Source organism: Paenibacillus sp. CF095, assembly GCF_900101225.1.
Lineage (GTDB): Bacteria > Bacillota > Bacilli > Paenibacillales > Paenibacillaceae > Paenibacillus.
In genome coordinates, this window is record NZ_FMZN01000001.1 from 1,944,614 (window position 1) to 1,964,826 (window position 20,213).

Annotated in this window: 19 protein-coding genes; 4 read left to right on the top strand and 15 right to left on the bottom strand. The window is 44.5% G+C overall.

Annotated elements, in window-relative coordinates:
- Positions 1-89 precede the first annotated feature (89 nt).
- On the top strand, positions 90-941 hold the full coding sequence (locus BLS69_RS08460; protein WP_091030352.1) for an AraC family transcriptional regulator: 852 nt from the start codon (positions 90-92) through the stop codon (positions 939-941).
- A gap of 98 nt (positions 942-1,039) precedes the next feature.
- Here BLS69_RS08460 and BLS69_RS08465 read toward each other — a convergent pair whose 3' ends face one another.
- The 5 genes from BLS69_RS08465 to BLS69_RS08485 form a co-directional block, all read right to left on the bottom strand.
- Complete coding sequence (locus BLS69_RS08465) at positions 1,040-2,164, bottom strand: phosphotransferase enzyme family protein (RefSeq protein ID WP_240768010.1); 1,125 nt, start codon at positions 2,162-2,164, stop codon at positions 1,040-1,042.
- Between the two features lie 172 nt (positions 2,165-2,336).
- Complete coding sequence (locus tag BLS69_RS08470) at positions 2,337-3,803, bottom strand: glycoside hydrolase family 1 protein (protein ID WP_091030355.1); 1,467 nt, start codon at positions 3,801-3,803, stop codon at positions 2,337-2,339.
- Positions 3,804-3,846: 43 nt separating this feature from the next.
- Complete coding sequence (locus tag BLS69_RS08475; protein WP_036615737.1) at positions 3,847-5,784, bottom strand: beta-glucoside-specific PTS transporter subunit IIABC; 1,938 nt, start codon at positions 5,782-5,784, stop codon at positions 3,847-3,849.
- Between the two features lie 158 nt (positions 5,785-5,942).
- Complete coding sequence (gene licT / locus BLS69_RS08480; protein WP_091030357.1) at positions 5,943-6,791, bottom strand: BglG family transcription antiterminator LicT; 849 nt, start codon at positions 6,789-6,791, stop codon at positions 5,943-5,945.
- Between the two features lie 230 nt (positions 6,792-7,021).
- Complete coding sequence (locus BLS69_RS08485; protein WP_091030360.1) at positions 7,022-7,954, bottom strand: ArsR/SmtB family transcription factor; 933 nt, start codon at positions 7,952-7,954, stop codon at positions 7,022-7,024.
- Between the two features lie 224 nt (positions 7,955-8,178).
- Here BLS69_RS08485 and BLS69_RS08490 point away from each other — a divergent pair, with 224 nt between their 5' ends.
- Complete coding sequence (locus BLS69_RS08490) at positions 8,179-9,672, top strand: arabinosylfuranosidase ArfA (RefSeq protein WP_176872824.1); 1,494 nt, start codon at positions 8,179-8,181, stop codon at positions 9,670-9,672.
- A 583-nt stretch (positions 9,673-10,255) separates the two neighbouring features.
- On the opposite strand, the gene BLS69_RS08495 is transcribed toward BLS69_RS08490, so the two are convergent.
- The 8 genes from BLS69_RS08495 to BLS69_RS08525 form a co-directional block, all read right to left on the bottom strand.
- Entirely contained in the window at positions 10,256-10,825 is a 570-nt protein-coding gene (locus tag BLS69_RS08495) for a hypothetical protein (RefSeq protein WP_091030364.1), read from the bottom strand.
- A gap of 414 nt (positions 10,826-11,239) precedes the next feature.
- Positions 11,240-11,383 (bottom strand): hypothetical protein, encoded by a 144-nt coding sequence (locus tag BLS69_RS32105; protein WP_176872642.1) that lies wholly within the window; start codon positions 11,381-11,383, stop codon positions 11,240-11,242.
- A gap of 61 nt (positions 11,384-11,444) precedes the next feature.
- Positions 11,445-12,008, bottom strand: a complete 564-nt coding sequence (locus BLS69_RS08500; protein WP_091030368.1) for a GNAT family N-acetyltransferase — start codon at positions 12,006-12,008, stop codon at positions 11,445-11,447.
- A gap of 214 nt (positions 12,009-12,222) precedes the next feature.
- Complete coding sequence (locus tag BLS69_RS08505; protein WP_091030370.1) at positions 12,223-13,242, bottom strand: alpha/beta hydrolase family protein; 1,020 nt, start codon at positions 13,240-13,242, stop codon at positions 12,223-12,225.
- Positions 13,229-13,876, bottom strand: coding sequence for a GNAT family N-acetyltransferase (locus BLS69_RS08510; RefSeq protein ID WP_091030372.1), 648 nt, complete (start codon positions 13,874-13,876; stop codon positions 13,229-13,231). The genes BLS69_RS08505 and BLS69_RS08510 overlap by 14 nt, the downstream gene beginning before the upstream one ends.
- Complete coding sequence (locus BLS69_RS08515) at positions 13,873-14,664, bottom strand: helix-turn-helix domain-containing protein (protein WP_256332341.1); 792 nt, start codon at positions 14,662-14,664, stop codon at positions 13,873-13,875. Before BLS69_RS08515 ends, BLS69_RS08510 begins: the two co-directional genes overlap by 4 nt.
- Before the next feature lie 179 nt (positions 14,665-14,843).
- Entirely contained in the window at positions 14,844-15,686 is an 843-nt protein-coding gene (locus BLS69_RS08520; RefSeq protein ID WP_091030376.1) for a CPBP family intramembrane glutamic endopeptidase, read from the bottom strand.
- Positions 15,687-15,976: 290 nt separating this feature from the next.
- Positions 15,977-16,891, bottom strand: coding sequence for a DsbA family oxidoreductase (locus BLS69_RS08525; protein ID WP_091030379.1), 915 nt, complete (start codon positions 16,889-16,891; stop codon positions 15,977-15,979).
- Positions 16,892-17,025: 134 nt separating this feature from the next.
- Here BLS69_RS08525 and BLS69_RS08530 point away from each other — a divergent pair, with 134 nt between their 5' ends.
- Positions 17,026-17,373 carry a winged helix-turn-helix transcriptional regulator gene (locus BLS69_RS08530; RefSeq protein WP_091030382.1) on the top strand — a complete coding sequence of 116 codons (348 nt, stop codon included), beginning with the start codon at positions 17,026-17,028 and terminating at the stop codon, positions 17,371-17,373.
- Between the two features lie 161 nt (positions 17,374-17,534).
- Here the strand turns inward: BLS69_RS08530 and BLS69_RS08535 are convergent, their stop codons facing one another.
- Both BLS69_RS08535 and BLS69_RS08540 read right to left on the bottom strand, forming a co-directional pair.
- The gene (locus BLS69_RS08535) at positions 17,535-17,999 is read right to left on the bottom strand and encodes an NUDIX domain-containing protein (protein WP_165980276.1); all 465 of its coding nucleotides are present in this window, start codon (positions 17,997-17,999) and stop codon (positions 17,535-17,537) included.
- A gap of 111 nt (positions 18,000-18,110) precedes the next feature.
- Positions 18,111-18,995 (bottom strand): LysR family transcriptional regulator, encoded by an 885-nt coding sequence (locus BLS69_RS08540; protein WP_091030387.1) that lies wholly within the window; start codon positions 18,993-18,995, stop codon positions 18,111-18,113.
- A 124-nt stretch (positions 18,996-19,119) separates the two neighbouring features.
- Between BLS69_RS08540 and BLS69_RS08545 the strand changes: the two genes are divergently transcribed.
- The gene (locus BLS69_RS08545) at positions 19,120-20,130 is read left to right on the top strand and encodes an alpha/beta fold hydrolase (RefSeq protein ID WP_091030390.1); all 1,011 of its coding nucleotides are present in this window, start codon (positions 19,120-19,122) and stop codon (positions 20,128-20,130) included.
- The last annotated feature ends 83 nt before the right edge of the window (positions 20,131-20,213 follow it).

The window sequence follows — 20,213 nt, forward strand, 5'->3', positions numbered from 1 at the left end:
TCGTACGGTAGTTAACAAGAGATAATTCCTTTGATATGATAGTGAAAAATAAAGGATGTCATAAAGTAGAGAGGAATGAGTTGGGTTAGATGCATGCCGGAACTGTAAATATGAGTGTAATCGACGAACTTTCAGAGTATATCACACTTCGCATGAGCTCTTATTTGGAACAAACGCACGACAGTAATTGGACGGAGCACAAGTCTCATTCCGATTATGATCTGTGGTTCATTACAGCAGGCTCCGTCCAGATTACCATCGATGGAATCGAGCATATGGCGAACCCGGGTGACGTAGTGTTTTTTTATCCGGATATGCCCTATATGGCTTCCACGACCGGAGAGTTTTGCCGATTCGTTTACATGCACTTTGATTTCAGCATCGCTGAGCAAAAAAGAATTCTCGGCGAGTTTCAGCTCCCGGGCATTGTACCTGGTAATCTGATTCAAGAGGAATCAACGCTGTTCACCTCGTCCTATCGAAGATTCAAACAGAGCAGCGGCGCTTCCGCCAGTCCACTTTACTTGAAAGCCTCTCTGCTTCTCGTCATCGCCAAAATTTTGGAATTACACGGGCAAGGCTTATATCACGGTGAGTTTCTGAAAGACCGGAAACTGAGGAAAATCGAAGGAAGTCTGGAGGTTCTACAGAATGTGTTCTCATACGTGGATGAGAATCTGCATCGTGCCATCCGAGTTAACGAACTTGCAGATATTGCCGGCGTCTCTGAGAAATATTTTATTTCTTTGTTCAAAAAAATTCTCGGTATAACACCTGGGCAGTATATCAATCAGATCAAAATGAACCGGGCCAGAGACTATCTGTACGAGAAAAAATATACGATCCAGCAAATTGCCGGATTTCTGGGTTATCCCGATCCCTTTACGTTCTCCAAAGCATTCAAAAAATTCTACAACGTGCCTCCTTCCAAATTTGAATAACATGCCGCAGACAAACAAAGAGGCAACCGGTCGATCCGGCTGCCTCCATACTTGATGAATCATTGGTTATTCAGGGTTTAGTTTACGTACAGGTCCCTTCAGCGTCCCTCATACTCAAAAGGAGCTTCAGTGGAATACATCTCATGGAAAAATCCTTTATACGGTATATCCTCTTCCAGACATTTAATGAGATACAACAGTGCTTCGTCAGCTTCCGGTTCTTCGCCAGCACGCTGCATTTCCTCAAATTGACCTAGAATATTCTCCAAGAGAGTAACTTGAATAAATAAAGGCAGCTTCTCCAACATCGAATCTTCGATCTTGGTCTCGGAAGTATATCCAGCGAGGGCATTTTGAAAATAGTCATCCATGAACTGTCTGCGTTTATCCGCATCCGGCTCAAATTGAACCCAGCCGACTCCGTGTGTCCATAGATCGGCCAGATCATACATATACCAACCAAAGCATGAATTATCAAAATCATACACGGTGATCTGACCGGTATCAAAATCGATCGAGTAATTTCCATCGTTATAATCAAAATGGATCATGCCAAATGTCTCTTGGTTTGTATCCAAACCTTGTAAGGTATTCAGGAGCTCAACCATCTTCTCCTTAAGCAGAGGGAATGATTCAGGTACCAGGTTATCGATATATTCACCGCTGTAATTGTCAATCAAATGATGCCGGCGATGAACGGGAGTGTACCCTTTCGATAGCTGATGCATTTTCCCCAGAACTTTACCGCTATTATAATAGTATTCGGTAAGTGGGACCCCTTCACGATACTGATAATGGTTCTCTACCAGCAACTTTCCCTTGGCCTTCACAAACATACAGACAAAGAATGTATGCTCATCATAAGTGATCTCTTCTAACAAAAAGCCCTTTTTCGAGCTAACTACATTCGAGACACTTGCACCGTGCTCAAAGAGATACCGGACATACTCCAGTTCGGCAATGTAATCTTCCCGCTTTCTGTCAGGCAAAAAAGACACCCGTAGAATTAGCGATTCACGCCCCTCTTGCTCGCATGTGTAAACGACATTACGTCCACCTTCATGAGGCGGAATAAGCTGAATATTGTAACCCTCCAGGTCAAACAACTCGGATACCAATGCCAGTACATGCGTATTGCTGATGATAACAGCTTCGTTAAAATTAATAATAATCTCCTCCAGTAAACATTGTTTGGACGGTTTCCCGCACTGCAATGTCCACAAAAGGAATCTCTGTAACGCAAATATCCTTTTGTGAACCTAAAGCATAATCACCTTGTTAGACATTGAATTCACTCCTCTTGTTTGAATAAAACAATTTTACATAATTATCCCTTATTTGACTAGTACAAAATAAAGACCGCCCATATGGGCGGCGTGTAAAATTTTTTTATAATTACAGCGTTTCTCCGTTTGTTTCAATAACTTGTTTGTACCAGTGGAAGGAGTCTTTGCGAGTTCTTTCAAGCGAACCTTTGCCAGCATTGTCTTGATCTACATATATGAAACCATAACGTTTGCCCATTTCAGAAGTCGAGCAGCTAATGATATCGATAGGCCCCCAGCTAGTGAAACCCATCAATTCCACGCCGTCCGCGACAGCTTCTTTCATCTGCTCAATGTGGCTGCGCAAGTAATTGATGCGATAAGGGTCATGGACTGCCCCGTCCTCTTCCGGTGTGTCGATAGCACCCAGCCCGTTCTCAACGATGAAGAGCGGCATACGGTAACGATCATACAATCGGTTCAGGGCGACGCGAAGACCAATCGGATCAATAGGCCATCCCCATTCGGTAGCTTTCAGATGAGGGTTTTTGATCTGACTTACCAGCATACCAGAGTTGCTGTTGTCATTGGGGTCATATTTTCCGATATACGTCATGTAATAACTGAAAGCAATAAAGTCCACGGTATTATCCCGAATAATGGCATCGTCGTTAGGAGCTTTAACCAGTTCAATGCCGTTTTCCTCAAAATATCTTTGCATATAGGATGGGTATTCGCCTCGTGCCTGCACCTCTGGGTAGAACAGGTTCATCTGATCTTCCTTCATCGTCTGCAACACATCTTCCGGTTTGCTAGAAGCAGCATACGTTTCCAGACGGCAGATCATGCAACCAATCTGAGCATTTGGCATCTTCTCTTTACCACTTTTGACAGCCAGTGAGCTTGCTACAAATTGATGATGAGTTGCCTGATAGGCTACTTGCTCTGGTGTACCCTTAATTTTATCTTCCAGAATGCCGCCGCCAGTATACAGACTTGTCAGCATCATATTCATTTCATTGAAGGTAATCCAGTATTTCACTTTGTCTTTGTAACGGTCAAACAGCGTATTGGCAAATTTCAGATACAGATCGATCATCTCGCGGCTTTCCCAGCCGTTGTACTTGCGGGTTAACTCTACGGGCATCTCGTAGTGAGAGATCGTTACAAGCGGCTCAATGCCGTATTTCAAGAGTTCGTCAAGCACGTTATCATAGAAGGCAAGACCAGCTTCATTGGGAACGGCTTCTTCTCCTGTAGGGAAGATCCGTGTCCAGGCGATCGAAAGACGAAACACTTTGAAGCCCATCTCCGCAAACAAGGCAATGTCTTCTTTGTAGCGGTGGTAGAAATCCACGCCGTTCCGTTTCGGGAAATATACGTTGGTGTTACCGCTCAGATATTCTTCTAATTGAACAGAATCCACGTCGAAGGTGAAATCCTTGCCATTGCGCTCCTCATGAGGAACGAATGGAGCCATGTCTGAGGTAGAGAGTCCTTTGCCGTCTGCGTCATATGCACCTTCCAGCTGATTGGCAGCGGTAGCTCCGCCCCATAAAAATCCTTTAGGAAATGAGTGTTTAATTGTTTTTGTCATGTTGTTTCTCTCCTTTTTTTTGTAAATGGTATTCATGAAGCTGTTAACGAACGGTGAGGAGAAGCAATTCATTCATTGGAATCACCCCCTTCACCTGAACAGGTACTACATCGAGGTAATCCGGCGTATTGGTTACGATGACTGGTGTCACAAGGTCAATACCCGCACCCTGAATGCCATCCATATCAAATTCCAGAAGTAAATCACCCTTCTTCACTTCTTGTCCGGCAACAACCTTCACGTCAAAAAATTTCCCTTTGAGCGATACACTGTTTAGTCCAACATGAATGAGAATGTCAATTCCACTGGATGAGGTCAGCATAATCGCATGTTTACTTTTGGCAACCAACGTGACGGTTCCGTCAAAAGGAGCTGTAACACGTCCATCCTGCGGACGAATTGCAATACCTTTCCCGGTCATTTCCTCAGCAAACGTTTGATCTGGAAGCTCTGCGAGCGGCACCAATTCACCAGTGAGCGGGCTGAACACCTCCCCCTTCTTTTCCTCGATGGAATGTACTGTGACAGGTGTCACCGTTTCTTGAGAAAAGGCAGTAGTTGTATTCAGTTCCTGTTCGGTTAATGTTTGTGCTGAGTCGGACATGGCGGAATTGCGTGTATTTGGCTCTTCCCACTTGAGCAGCAAAGTCACTACGAAAGAAACGCTAAAGCTGATGCCAATTCCGATTAATGCATACCAGAAATTAGACATGCCACCATTCGGGCCAATATATAACGGAAGTGAAAGCAATCCTGGTACAGCAAAACCGAAGCATTTCAGACCCACTGCGGTAATAAAGCCACCTCCTGCTGCCCCACCAATGAGTGAAGCGTAAAACGGTTTTTTCAGCTTCAAGGTGACACCATACAGTGCGGGTTCAGTAATACCAAGCAAGGCTGATATGCCACTGGATAAAGCAATGGATTTCATTTTTTTATCTTTGGTCTTGAGGAAAACAGCCGTGACTGCACCAGCCTGACTCATATTGGTTATCAGGTTGATCGGTAGCAAAAGCACGTCATATCCAAGTTTGCTCAGATTCTGCAATGTGCCTGGGAAGAACGCATAATGCATACCCGTCATAACAATCAGAGGCATGAGGCCGCCGAGAATAATGCCGGTTAACGGACCTGAATGGGCAAAGAGCCAGGAAGTACCCATTTCCAGATAGATGCCCATGTAATTCCCTAGGGGGCCAATCGCAATTAATAGAATCGGCACCGTGATGACTAGCACAATCATCGAGGTAAAGATCACTTTGACAGGACCGGGAATAAAACGATCGACCCAGCGATGTACATAACTCAGAAGCCACACACCCAGAATAATGGGAATAACGGACTGGGTATAATTCACAATCGACACGGGCAGCGAGAGAAAACGAATTGGTTCAAGCTGGTTTGCCAGATACGCATTCAGAATCGTTGGATACAATAAAGTACCTGCAAGCGTCAGGGCGATATATTCATTCACTTTGAACTTGCGGGCAGATGATAGAGCCAGAAGGAAAGGCAAGAAATAAAAGGCCGCATTAGCGATTGAGGACAGAACTTGATACTCACCGCTTTTCTCCTGTATCGCGCCAAGTGTAACGAGCAGTGCCAGAATCCCCTTTAACATCCCGGTACCTACGATAGCAGGCAGAATCGGAGTGAAAATGCCGGAGATTGTATCCAAAACAGCATTAATCCCTTTAGAGCGCGGCGCGTCTGTTTCAGGCTTTGATATGCCACTATGCTTCATCTGATCCTCGATCTGCTCATATACGGCTGCAACCTGGTTACCAATTACCACTTGAAACTGATCGTTCTGAAACTGTGCACCGAGCACGCCATCGAGTGCTTTGATCTGTTCCAATTGAACTTTGTTTTGCTCTCGAACATTGAAGCGAAGTCGTGTGATACAATGCCAAGCTTGCGTAATATTTTCCTGTCCGCCCGTTAATCGAATAATTTCTTTGGACAACTCCCGGTGATTCATGATGCTTCCTCCTTTTTTGGCGAAAAAAAAACCAAATGTATTACCGGCCCGCCGCAGATGCGGAGTCGGAAACATTTGGTGGTGCCTGATCGAATCAGTAACACTCCATATTCAATTCATATTGATGATGGTATAACTTCAAACAGGTTGTATTGAGATTAATCCATATCGGTACGGGATGTCACTCTCTCGATGTGTATCATGAGATATACCATCTCATCGGGAGTAATCACGAATCCGCGTTGCCTCTCCATCGCCTCCTTTATTTTGACTGCGCATTGGAAGCTGATAGGATATCGCTCCGACAACACATCATATAGAAATTGCTGATCTTTAAAAGAGAGCACTTCCCGGTTCAACTGACGTACAATGAAGTATCTCAGATGGGTGATGAACCTGGAAAAATCAGCAGATTCCTGATTCAGTACCATTCCGAAATGTTCCGTCATGATCCCTATAATGTCGTTAATCATCTGTGTAATTTTAATTGTTTGGTTCATGCTGCCCGAGTCGAATTGAGAGTTCACGAAATGAAGGGCAATAGAGCTTGATTCACCAGATGGCAGTGAGACCAGAAAAGCTTCATTGATTTTTTGAACTGCCCATTCTCCGGCACGGTATTCGGCAGGATATAGATGGCGAATGTCCCAGTGAAGCGGATTTTGCACATCCACGCCTTTTTTGAAACGATCCAGCGCAAAATGAATATGGTCCGCCAGTGTTAACAGGATCGAGTCATTCAGCTTTTTTCCAATCAGCGTCTTGCCTTCTTCAATAATCTGATCCGTAATGTCGATGACTTGCAGAGGGATATCGCTGAGAAATTGCTCGACTCGCTGATATTTGTCATTCGAGCCGATTCTGAACATTTTCTGGATCTGGCTCTGCTCAATCGGCTGTCCTTTCACTTTTTTGAAGCCAACACCCGTTCCGATGACAATGACTTCGCAACCTTCCGTGTCTTCCGCCAGGGCGATGTTATTGTTTAACGATTTTTTGAACCTCATGATGTTCTCACCCCCAATATACAAAAAGCACCACCATGATCCAGAACACAAGTCAAACAAACTTGTGAAATCCAGATTGTGGTGGTGCCTGATCGAATCAGTGACACTCCTTATTTAGCTGTATTCTATACCAGCCATGTAATCGTTGTCAATACCATTACTCTGGAATTGTTATGCACTTCGTTCATATGGAGATTACCTCTATATAAACTAACATGAAATCGCATATCCTATTCATCCGAAGTTTGGTTTTCCTGAGCATTATAATAGTACCGAATCAAAATATCCTGATCATAGTTGCCAAAACCTTTGCCAAACAGGGTAAGCCCACCTCGGCCAGCTACTCCCTCTTCCGGCTTCAATCCAAACGTCCAGTAGGTGGAAGAATCCAGTTGCAGATCATGGATACGCACATCCGAGATGCGCTGGCCATCCATAAACGTCCCTTCTCCGTTAATGCGCAGTACTTTCAGTACACCATACTGGTTGACGTCCAATTTCCACCATAGCGGTGTATGCTTGCCTTTCCGATCCCCAAAGTCCCCTGGGCTTGTCCATGTTCCCAAGTGATTGCCATTAAGTGAAAAGCGAATGTCGGAAGGCCAGTTTTCATTGACTTGGGGTGCTTCCGAACTGAGTTCGAGTGAAATTTCAATTTCCTGGAGATGCTGTTCTGTATTGAGATAATTGGGAATCTTATATTCCAGAAAACCTCGTGCCATCCAAAGGATTCCCGCGTTCACCCGATCCGGATCCATGAAGCAGGCTGGTGTGTCATATTGTCCAATCATTTGCGTTCTTGTTGCAATGCCACAGGTGGGCCAAGCTTCGTAATCCGTATACTGACCAACCGGAATAGAGACTTCATGGTAAGGAGCATCTACTGGGTCAGGAGAAAGATTGATAGTCATAAATTCTTGCAGAATAAAGCAGTATTTATACGTTCCACCGTTCTCGCGCTTCATGCGGCTGCCTACGATGCCCGCTTTCTGCAATTTGCTTACATGTGTACTAACGATGGCTTTGCTCAGGTACAGCTCTTTGGCAAGCGCATTAATATGCATCTCCCTGTTTTGCAATAATAAACGAACGATATTTAAACGGGCCTCGCTGGCGAGCGCCTCATATATGATTAAGGATGTGGCATCCGTGCCAAGCATCATGAACTTCACTTCCCTATCTCTATAGAATCCATATATTATTGATTTAGGATTCGTTTTTTAGCGAACCCTGCGAAATGAACTTGCTCAATATAATAGCATTATGATACACATTAGATAACAAATCAATCCGTTGATTTTGCTTTTATGCGAACTCATCTCGAAATAAAGTTTATTACACACCTAAATTTAATTCTATGGAGGTTTTCCCATTGCTTACATCCAAAATGCTTATTGATAAAGACTTTCAGATTGCTGAAGTAGATCCACGTGTCTATGGTTCATTTATAGAACATCTGGGACGGGCCGTATACGGCGGTATTTATGATCCAGGTCATCCCACGGCAGATGCTCAAGGTTTCCGTCAGGACGCCATTGAAGCGATCAAGGCTCTGAACGTACCCATCGTTCGGTATCCGGGCGGCAATTTCGTATCCGGTTACAATTGGGAGGACGGCGTCGGTCCGGTAGCGGAGCGTAAACGCAGACTTGAACTGGCATGGTGGACGATTGAAACAAATGCGGTAGGAACAAACGAATTTGCAGATTGGGCCAAACTGGTTGGCACCGAAGTGATGATGGCTGTAAACCTGGGTACTCGCGGCATTGATGCGGCCAGAAACCTGATCGAATACTGCAACCACCCATCTGGCACATACTGGAGTGATCTGCGTATCTCTCACGGTTACAAGGACCCCCATAAATTCAAAACCTGGTGTCTAGGCAACGAAATGGACGGCCCTTGGCAGATTGGTGCAATGACTGCATATGAATATGGCCGTATTGCCAATGAGACCGCTAAAGCGATGAAATGGGTAGACCCGGAAATTGAGCTTGTGGCTTGCGGCAGTTCCAGCCGTGACATGAGTACATTTGCAGATTGGGAAGCAACCGTGCTGGATCTCACCTATGAAAATGTGGACTACTTGTCCCTGCATCAGTATTACAACAACAACAAAGACAACACGTATGACTTCCTGGCGACATCGCTGGATCTGGATCAATTTATTGATAGTGTTGCTTCAATCTGTGATTTTGTACAAGCCAAGAAACGCAGCAAAAAGAAATTAATGCTGTCTCTGGATGAATGGAATGTCTGGAAATCCATCGGCACAAGCCGTATGGAAGAACGGTGGCAGATTGCGCCTCCAGAGTTTGAAGATGTGTATACACATGAAGATGCACTAGCTGTGGGCTGTTACCTGATTACCATACTCAAGCACGCCGACCGTGTAAAAATGGCTTGCCTTGCTCAGTTGATTAACACCATCGCACCAATCATGACCGAGAACAACGGAGCGATCTGGTTCCAGACGACCTATTTCCCGTTCATGCATGCATCCAACTTCGGACGTGGTACGGTGTTGCGATCCATCACAACTTCACCTAAATATGATTCCAAAGACTTTACAGATGTGCCTTATCTCGAAGCAATCAGTGTGCATGATGAAGAGAACGGCGCAATCACAATCTTTGCGGTGAATAGACATCTGGATGAGCAAATGGAACTGAATGTGGACCTGCGTTCCTTCGGAGAAACAACATTTGTGGAGCATATCGTACTGGAGAACAACGACTTGAAAGCCACTAATACCAAAGAAAACCCACGTAACGTTGTTCCTCACAACGGCGGATATACAACGGTTGACCAGGGTAAAGTGCAAGCAGTCTTGAACAAAGCATCATGGAACGTGATTCGCCTCAAAACCAAACAGGCATAAAGGCTTAATAACATCGGAATAGAATCGGTTTCCACTCTGCAATACAGCATTTCTTTTCGCACCGCGTGCAGCTCCCTGCGCGCGGTGCTTTTTGCTGCATGAGGGTAGTCGGCCCAACTACATAGTTGCAAAGTTAGACGTTTGGCGCGTATTGGAAACCTCAGTTTTTATTCCTCGCAACGAACGAATTTAACGAAAACAGGAGAAGCTATGCTGCAGAATCAGCCCCTTTTTCACACTATATCTTACATTTTGCAGCGAATAGGGTTTGTCATGTTCGTTAGAATTTTAATGGCTTGATATTGACCCGAATAAGGTTTCTGAGGTTCGTTAGCACTGAGCAAGCATGCGAAATCGAGCTGGTTCGAACCTCATATACAGCATAAGCAAATAAGCCACCCTCCGTTTGCCGTACGGAGAGCAGCTTGCAGTAAAGCATCTAGCGAAGAAGCTGAAACAGAACAGAGAAGAAGATAAGGAACAGAACAGAACAGAAAGAGATCAGATCACCCATTACACTAGCAATCCTTCCTTCCCAAATGCAACGAAGGTTGTTTTCTATTTCACGAATTCATTTCAAGTATTAACCTTGTTGTGCTTCCTCTTCACCTTCGGCTTCTGCCGCAGCTTGGCTTGCTGGAGTCATCAACCCTTGAACTGCCCCCATAAATGGCTGAATCTGCTTAATCATGCCATACCCCATTTTGACCACAGGTGTAAATTTCTGGATCATGCCAAACAACCGCATACCACCGCCTAACATACCTCCAATCGAGCCTGCACCGCCAAAGCCACCTAACAATGAACCTAGCATAGGCATGAAAGATGATACCTGGGCTTGCCTAGACGTTGAACGAGACATCGACCGGGATCGCACCTGCGACTTACGAGTGCTGTTCCCCCGTTTACGGTTCCGAGAGGATGCTGTTTTTCTCGTAGCCCCTGCTTTAGGTTTGGTTTTGCGAGCACTGCCTTCAGATGAGGGTGCTGTGATTGCGGCCTGAGTAAGCTTTCCGCCCCCGGTAAGCAGTACGCCTTCGCTGTTAACGCCAGAGATGTACCCGACGTACGTTTCGCCATTATGAAGAGTCACGCAGACTGGGCGATCCTTGAGCCGTTTCACCCGGACGTGTATTTCACTGGTTTTAGCCATGGAATTCACCTCACTTGACTTGATCTACTTCAGTCTACGCAATGGGTGGACGACTTGCCTGTGCGAATAGTACATCCGTGTGCCGAAATTGAAAAATGACCAGCGCTTCATTGGATAGAAATACACAGCAACGAGATAATGCTGGAAATTTTTAGATTGGAGTAATTATTGATGGAAAGATTGCTTTGTGGAACCTTTGCCATCTCCTACCTCAACCTCCGTATATGCTCCGTTCTCTCATTATTTCATTTAATTCAGTCGCACGTAATTTAGCCGGTGCAGACTTCGCTTTGTTTTTTGAGTCCAAATCGTTTCTCCACAAGCCACAATGTGTGATTCAAATGTATTCTATCTTCATTCATCGTGATCCGGTGACGTATGTATGATAAGTTCAGGTGCGGCGTTATATCTTTCCTACTCTTTAACCAGCATATTACGCTCGACGTCGTTCGAGGCATTCACAGCTTCCTGAGCATACTGAATTGCTCGCTCGCGATGACCCAATCTGCGTTCAATTTCTGCAAGCAGCGCATATCGCATCCATTGCTTTTTAATCAAAAGCAGTTGTTCCCTGGCCTGTTCACTCTGCCCGTCTTCATTGTGAAATAATTTGAGCGGCCTAACTCTTTCGGTAAGCAACCTTGTGAAAAGCATTGATATAACGAAACAGTGCCTCACCATCATCAGGCACATGCGTGCTTCTGTCCAGTGGCAGCATCATTGCCTGATATGGTTCTGGCACCATTCTATATTGATGGACATAGGAGGTCAGGATGAATCCGTTGCGTTGCCAGAACTGAATGCGTTCCTGATGAGCCCCCGTTGTCCCGGACTCCGCCTCGATAATTATCCCTTTGATCTCATGTTCCCTTAATGCCCAGGCTCTGAGCTGCTCCAGCATCCAGGTTCCTATGCCCAACCCGCGCAGCTTCTGATCAACTGCGAGGTAGTCAATGATCAGAATGCGGTCCACAGCCTTCCCCTCCAGTCCAGTAACAGCCATTGCAACCACTTTTCCCTGATGCACGCCCGTGTGTAAATAACCAACCCCTCGGTCCAGCATACTGCGCAGAATCACTTTTGTCTTCGCACCGCTTTGAAAGGCCTCATGATAGATCCGCTCCATCCGTGCCCACATTGCTTCATCCCACTCCTCTATAGTAGTAAACTCTAATTCCAGCATCTCGTTCGCCTCCAGAATTTTATTATACTGACTTCAAGACATGTAAGAGATATTCCTTCCGATTGAATCGGATGTGGCAAGAACAGAATTTCAGTCGTTCCATTGGAAGGAATACCGATATCATCGCCAACCAAACCTTTAACATCGAATGAAATGAATAAAAGAACGCAATAATAGCGATTTGAATATAAAATCGGTGCTCAACCTGTTCTCTTTATAACGCCAATTTGGTCAGGAATTGTTCAATCTCGTCCATATACCCAGCGGTGGTAATACTTCTTGGAGCATACAGGAATCTCAGCCCTATTCTCCATTCCGAGCCTGCAATGGATGTAGGAAGCATCGAATGCTCCGTATTTTGAAAAATCTTCTTGTGAAGCAAATACGACGGCTTGACTTCCTGACGATATGCACGCTCGGTATCCTTGATATCGACATTGACGTCATCTTCTCCAAGCAATAGCAGGACTGGTGTTTTGAAATTGTGCAAATCCTCCGTTGCATCCACTGTGAAGTTTTTACTCACAAAGTTCCAACGATCCTTGATCATCTGCTCCTCACCTTGACGTGCAAGCCTAATGTATTCCTCATAAGAACCATGACGTTTCAACACATCATTGATCTTGTTATCGTAATCCACCTGTGCTTGTATCTCATTGGCCGAAAATCCATCCTGGGCCATTTGACTCCGTGTGTTGTATTCTCCCTGTCTCAGCCAATTGATCGCTGGAGAAACAAGAATACTAAATGCGAGATTTTCCTTGCCTGCAAGCTTGGGAATGACCCACCCCGCCTGACTCGCTCCCCATACACCAATTTTGGAAGCATCAATCATCGGTTGCTCTTTCGCCCAAGCGATAGCCTGCTCGGCTTCAACTACGCGATCATCGATGCTTTGATTCAGCCAGTTGCCTTCGGAACCACCTATGCCGCGTTTGTCCAGCGACAACGAAGCGTATCCTATGGAAGCAAGGCGCTCCCACAATGGCTTATATCCATCACTATGTGTCGAATCAATCGGACCATCACCATGGATGAAAAGCACGAGTCCCAACTTGCCTGATTCGTTCTCAGGCAGAGACAGTGTACCTGTCAGTTTGCCTTGTGGGGTTTGAATTTCGATGTGTTGTTCGACCATACTGTAGTCCTGTTGCACAATAATGTACGTTCCTGTACCAACAATTAATAAAATGAAGACGAGTAGTGAAATCCAGATTCTTTTACGTTGAAGCATGATATTCTCCTTTGCGGGTCATATAATTCCACTGTTGTTCACCGAGAAGCATGCCGGTCATCCAGCTTTTTGTACTGTTTTGTGTGTGAAACTGCAGACGTTCGCACATCTGAATGGCTTTCAGGTTGTGACTTGCCACATGCAGACTGAGATACGACATCTGCGGGGATTGCAGCATGTATTGCTGCGCCCATGCGAGTAATTGTCTGCCGATTCCCTTGCTCTGATGTTGTGGATGCACAACGATATCCTCGATGTAACATTCCTGCGTCACAGGTTCGTGTTTCAGCAAATGAATTCCCGTTAACATCAGAAGGCGTCTCCAAGCGCCGATGTGATTGCAAGCGTACCACACCTGGGAAGCTCTCACCTTTCCAGCGATCTGTTCATGAGAGTCTGGCTTCCACTTCAACGACATCGTGCCCACAATAACATCGTCTTCTCGTGCGACCACGCGCAGATTTCCAGTATCTTGGGGAACATGATGCAGCATCTGCTCAAAGGCTGTGGCCAGATCTGACAAAGACATTGAAGTGGACCTCTGGAATTTATGTCCAAATCCATAAGCCATTAGTTCGCTGGCTATTTTGTAACGATCAGGCTGGATGCGTTCAATCTGAACGAGATGTGTCATAAGGCAACCTCCTGTTCTGTTGTGATCTGTGACAGTAATTCATAATGAAGCTTGTCGGGTGTGAACAACGATAAATACGATTTTTCCACCATGAGTAGTGGCCCCTGACAGACATATCCCACCTCTTCGGCGTTAGCATAAAAATGCTGAATGTGAGCAACCAGTTGTTCTTCATTTTCCACAAAAAGATGACAGGAGAGATACGTACCCGCTGGCAGCATCAGATGATGCATTCCTTCCTGAGTGGGAGTGTACATGCCTACGAGGCCGGACGAATCGTAGACATAATGGAGATCTGCTTCAAACAGATTGGTGATCTTGCCTTTGTGCTGTACAAGTGTCTGCGCATTCAGCGTGGCAGTAGCCTCCATCTCAAACCATAGCGATAGCGGCGTGGCTTCGCGCTGAATGATGTTATATGCTGTCTCCACCGGATCTGCAAGATGTGCTTTTTCCTCCAATAACTTCTCCATAAAATGCTTGGTCTCCTGAAGTTTCTTAATCTCGGCTTCGGTATCGGTCAATGCCTGATGAAAGAGCAGTGTGATCTCTTCGGGAGTCAGACGTGTAAGACATTCTTTGATCACTTGAACGGACAGCCCCATCTTACGCAGCAATAAAATATGGGCAAGCCTGTACACTTCATCCATGCCATACATTCGGTACTGATTATCAGCTGTGTAAGCTGGATGCAACACTCCCTTTTCCTCAAAATAACGAATTTGATGTACCGATACGTGCATCAGCTTGGCCAATTCGCTAATTGTAATTTCAGCATTCACTGTCATCTCCACCTTCGCTGTTCTTCCTGTACATAGCATAAACCTTAGGTCCGACCCAAGGTCAAGCCTCGTTTTCAATTCAAATCAGTTTTTTCGCAGATGTACAAAAAAAGCAAGTCATATCGCTGACCTGCTTTGGATTTGATTTCTATTTTCGAGGCGGTATTACAATGAATGTAATCATATTATTGGGGGGGATGAAGTGAATTAGAAGATTTTCTCTTCTTACTTATAATATTGCCGTTCCTGTAAGCGTTAATCAGCATAGGGATTGCAATCAGTAAACTGACGATCATCGGTACGATGGAGGCTTCAAGCCCGAAGCTTCCTCCAGTCAGAAGTGTTGAACCTGTCATTTGAACTTCAAATAAACCGTCCAATGCCATGCCCGAAACTGGAATACCTAACATGCCCTCAAACGCATTCCAGGCAAAATGGAGTCCCATGACAAACCACAGGTTTCGCCGCCACAGAAATCCTGCCCCCAGTAACACACCTGCTTCTATGAATATCGCGATAGAGCTCCAGATAGTGGCTCCAGGGTTAGCGAGATGGGCTAAACCAAAAAAGAGCGAAGTTACGGCCAACGCGATCCAGCTTCCGATCAGTCTTTCCATCGCTTGCAGGAACAAACCACGGAACACCAACTCTTCTACAATAGCCGCACTAATCGCCAAAGCGAATATGGGCGTGATGGAATGTTCGGTAGACCATGTGAACGTATATCCCCCAAACAAAACGATGACACCAACAGAAACCCCAATAAAAATCAGTCCAACAAACCCACCAAAAATGGTCTCGGTTCCTGCCCTTTTTCTATTTATCTCTTCAACGTTGCGCTGATCTGCCAGAAATCTCATGATAAGCCAGTATATAGCGATGGAAAGAACACCTCCAGCCAGGGCCAGCACAATAGATATGAAGCCATCCGAACCAATAAATATTCTGCTAAACATTGAGCCAAACACTACCAAAATAAATACTCCTGCAAACATCCATACCAACGGAAACTGAATAATTTTCCTCATCTGAGGCCCAACACTCCTTACTTGAATGGTTTGAAGTCCCGTGATCAAGTCTCCCTATAGCTTATGATGTGCTTATTATTATCAGCTCTGGTCTAGGTCAAAAGTAAGTTTTGTTTAAACTTATTTATTACTCAATGATACACAAAACGGGCAAGCCACATATGTGACCTGCCCGTTAGATTCACTCCATATAGCCTGCGAATATTTAAATCGCACTGGATCAAGGCTCATCTCAATATTGATAATACTCTTTCCGTAAAAATGTGCTAATTCAATTTCTTGTTATTTCCTCAGATATGCTCAATATACATCTCATTCAAAATATGACCCACACGATATGTGTGCTCTGCCAATTCAGATTTCACATATGATTCAACATCAGTCTTTTCGATATTGTACATGACCTCCATTTCTCTAGAAAAAAGAAGGTGTCCCTCATTGATTTTCTGCTCCAACGAGGTTATCTGTTTTGGTTTCAGATCAACATCCAGCACCTGCTGAAGTGCTTGCACATATGTTTCAAGAGAACGCGCTCCGACAATTTTCAACCCTTGGTTCTCTTCATTCACAATGATAATTGATGGGAAACCTCTAACTCCCAAACTAGCGACACTCTCAAAGTCTTCCTCTAATAACTCTTGTGCAGATTGCTGTGCAGCCGCCTCAACCACTTCTTTACCATTCAAGCCCAGTTGATTGACGATATCCGTCAGCACATCATCTTCTCCAATATTTCGATTAAATGCAAACACGGCTTCACGCGCACGTCTTAAAAAGTCCTGCTCTTTACCAGGGTGTGTACTCTGAATCACCTTAAATACGCGAGATGGCGGATAGGAAGAAAGTATTGGATTATCGTGCCATAAGGAACCGTCGATGGGCATGCGTGAATGCTCACCCACTTCCTTCCAATGCTCTGCAACGTCCGAAGGTTTCTGAATCCCGTTAGCGCCATCCGAGAAACCATTCCAGTTAGCCAGTAGCCCACCCATTTTGATTTGCAGCGTAAAATAATGGCCGTATTCCTCAATAAACCGATGAAGCACAGGCTCAAGCGCCCAGCAGTGAGAGCAAATCGGATCTGTTGCGTAATAAAGAGTTATCTTTTTCTCAACGTGATTCAGATTGATTTCTTGCATAGCCTCTTCCTCGCTCACACCACATACGCCTGTTTCCAGATCACACATCATAGATTCGTTACTCACGTGTATCCCGCCTTTATCTTGTCTTATGAATTGATTTTCTTGTGTTAGTTTGATTATAATGTCTACAATCTTCTGAACAAGTACGATTCTTTTTCTGACTTAGTATCAAAAAGTATACTATTGGAGGGTATCAAGTGAAATACGAGTTTAATTTCGATCAGTTATGTCCAGCGACTTATGCATTTCAGGTCATTGGAGGCAAGTGGAATCTTCCGATCCTGGCAATCCTCAGTGAAAATGACTGTATACGTTACAATGAATTAAAAAGAAGACTGCCTGGCATTACCGGAACGATGTTAACGAACTGTTTGAAGGATTTGATTCATTACGGCATCGTGCATCGGGAGCAATATAACGAGGTGCCACCGAGAGTGGAGTATTCGCTCACAGAATCAGGCAAGGAATTGGTTCCTTTAATTGAATCCATGGTAATATGGGGTCAGAAAAATATGACAGCAGGTGTGAAGCAACAAGAAATATAACTCCTGGCCTAATGTAACCCCTTATCATAGATGCTCATTTTGAATCGCTCTGTACACTTTGTTCAACGGTAAAAAGGCTATTTCACTGGACTATCATGTCCTTTGAAATAGCCTTTCCTTTATAAATACAAGACGGCCGCTTGTTTACGACGTGTACACATCTAACTATTCAGGTCGTCATCTTCCTCATTTCCTAAATACATAACCGTTTTTTCTCCCTCAACCAATCTAATGATCTGCTTTCGTAATTTTGAAGGAAATAAAGGTAGTTCGTTTATATTTTTAATTTCGAGCCATTCATATTCCACTTGATTTTCGTCACTTGGCAGAATAGAACTATCTTGGTCCATCAAACCTATGTACTCGCATAAAAAAACAAAATCTACACGATGAAGAGCTTCACCGTATACCCCTTCAATGACGAATTCCAGTGATAACGGTTCTACATCTATTCCGATTTCTTCCGCAACTTCACGCTTCACAGCATCCGTCAGCGTTTCACCTGCATTCTGGCTCCCACCAGGCAGGATGTAGATGACTTCATCATTATCATCCTGCTTCATTGCAAGCATTCTCCCGTCTTTAATGATCAATGCTTTTGCAGAATTTCTAATCTTTCTTTCCATTGCTAATCCCCCATATATATCTGTATCATGTTGTTGAAGGTTGATTCCATTTAACTCCTCGATCTCCATGAAGAATATTTTAACACATACATCTAAACAAATTCTGAACAATCAAATCAACTCACTCTTGGCGACCTCCATGAAAGCAGCCATGGACGGAGAGATCCATTTTTCCCGATGCCAGAGCATTTGCGCAGAAAAAGATACATCTGATAAATCCCACGGCAGAGCAACCACTTCCCCATCGCTCAACTCTTTCTTCAAAGCCATTTCAGGTAATAAAGCGATCCCTAGACCAGCCACAACACATTGTTTAATGGCTTCTACACTATGAAACTCCAGCTCTGTCAGAGCATCCGCACCTTTCTTCGTTATGGATTGGTCAAAATGAGTGCGATACGAACAGTTCTTTTCGGTCAGTAAAAAATGCTGTTTGTGGAAGTCATCAATGACCAACGCGGAACGCGATGCTAACATATGATCGGGAGAAACCACCATTTGAAAGGTCTCATCCTTTAAAAACTCTGACTGAAGGTCTTTGGAATTCATAGGCTCATCCAATACAAAAACGACATCGGCATGCCCTTCTCTCAGACTCGATTTAAGCTCTTGCCCAGACAGGGGGCGGAACAATAACCGCACACCAGGATAGTCCGCTCGGAAGCGTTTGAACAAGGCTGGAAGAAGATATGCACACAGCACTTCATCTGCTCCGATCACAACCGTTCCCGCCAATTCTCCGTGCTGACTGGATATGCACTTTGCTTCCTCTACATCGTTTAATATCTTAGTGGCGTAAGGCAGAAACTGTTGGCCAGCATCCGTTAACACGACCTTTTTGCCTAATCGATCCAGCAATTTCACCCCAAGCTCTTCTTCCAGCGATTTGATTTGCATGGTTATGGTAGAGGGTACATAGCTCAATAATTCAGCAGTTTGACTAAAGCTGCAGGTCGATGCAAGTGTCCAAAAGGTTTTTAGCTGGCGTATTTCCATGAATCAGGCACCTCCTAAGTTCAAAATAAATGAATGATATGTTCGATAACGTTTCGTTGAATTGATAATAGACGTATTGTAGAGTGAAATCAAGTTATTACTATTTTATAAGGAGAATCAATCTATGAACAATTATGAAACATATAATCTTGGAGATACATTACTTCTATCGGGACAACAGCTCCCTCAAGCTTTTATCGCTTACAAGACCTATGGAAACTTAAATGCGGCAAAGGACAATGTTATTGTTGTCCCAACATGGTTTGCTGGAATTCACACAGATAATGAATGGTTAATTGGAACAGACAAGGCACTGGACCCCAGTCGTCATTTTATCGTTGTGCCCAATATGTTGGGTAACGGATTATCGTCCTCTCCAAGTAATACCCCTGCCCCATACGATAAGGACAACTTTCCCCTCATCTCCATGTATGACAATGTGCGCGCCCAACATCAACTCATCACTCAAAAATTTGGTATCTCCAAAATTAAACTTGTTGTGGGCTGGTCTCTGGGAGCCATGCAGGTTTATCAATGGGCAACCAGTTATCCTGAGATGGTCGAACGTATTGCCCCCTTCGGAGGAACGGCAAAGAGCAGACCGCATACACAGTTGGTATTCGAAGCAATGATCGCGGCGTTACAGGCAGATTCAAATTATGAAAATGGTAGATATGAGCGCCCTCCGGTTGCCGGTCTCGCAGCGATGGGAAGAGCTTATGCTCCATGGGGGTTCTCGCAAGCGTATTATTTGGAGAAATTGTACCAATCTGAGGGTTACGACACCTTGAAATCTTATGTAGAAGATTACTGGGATCAGGTATTTCTTCCCTTCGATGCTAACGACTTGATTACCATGTTGCGTACAGGAATATATGGAGACATTAGCGATAATCCCGTAGATGACGGCAACTTCGAACAGGCATTAAGCAAGATCACTTCTCCTGCACTCGTTATGCCAGGATCAAGTGACTTGTTCTTCACGCCAGAAGATAGTGCGTATGATGCTCAGCATATGCCAAACGCTGTGTATCAACCTATAGAGTCCAAGTGGGGACACTGCTTTGGAATCGGAGCAAACGAAGAGGATTCAATCGTTATCGATCGTCATCTAAAGCAATTTTTGGAGACATGAGTAAAAAAAGAAGGAGTACAAAGTAAAAAAAGTGCACAAAGCTCATTTATCTTTTCTCCGCTACGACTCAAAAGTAAAAAAAG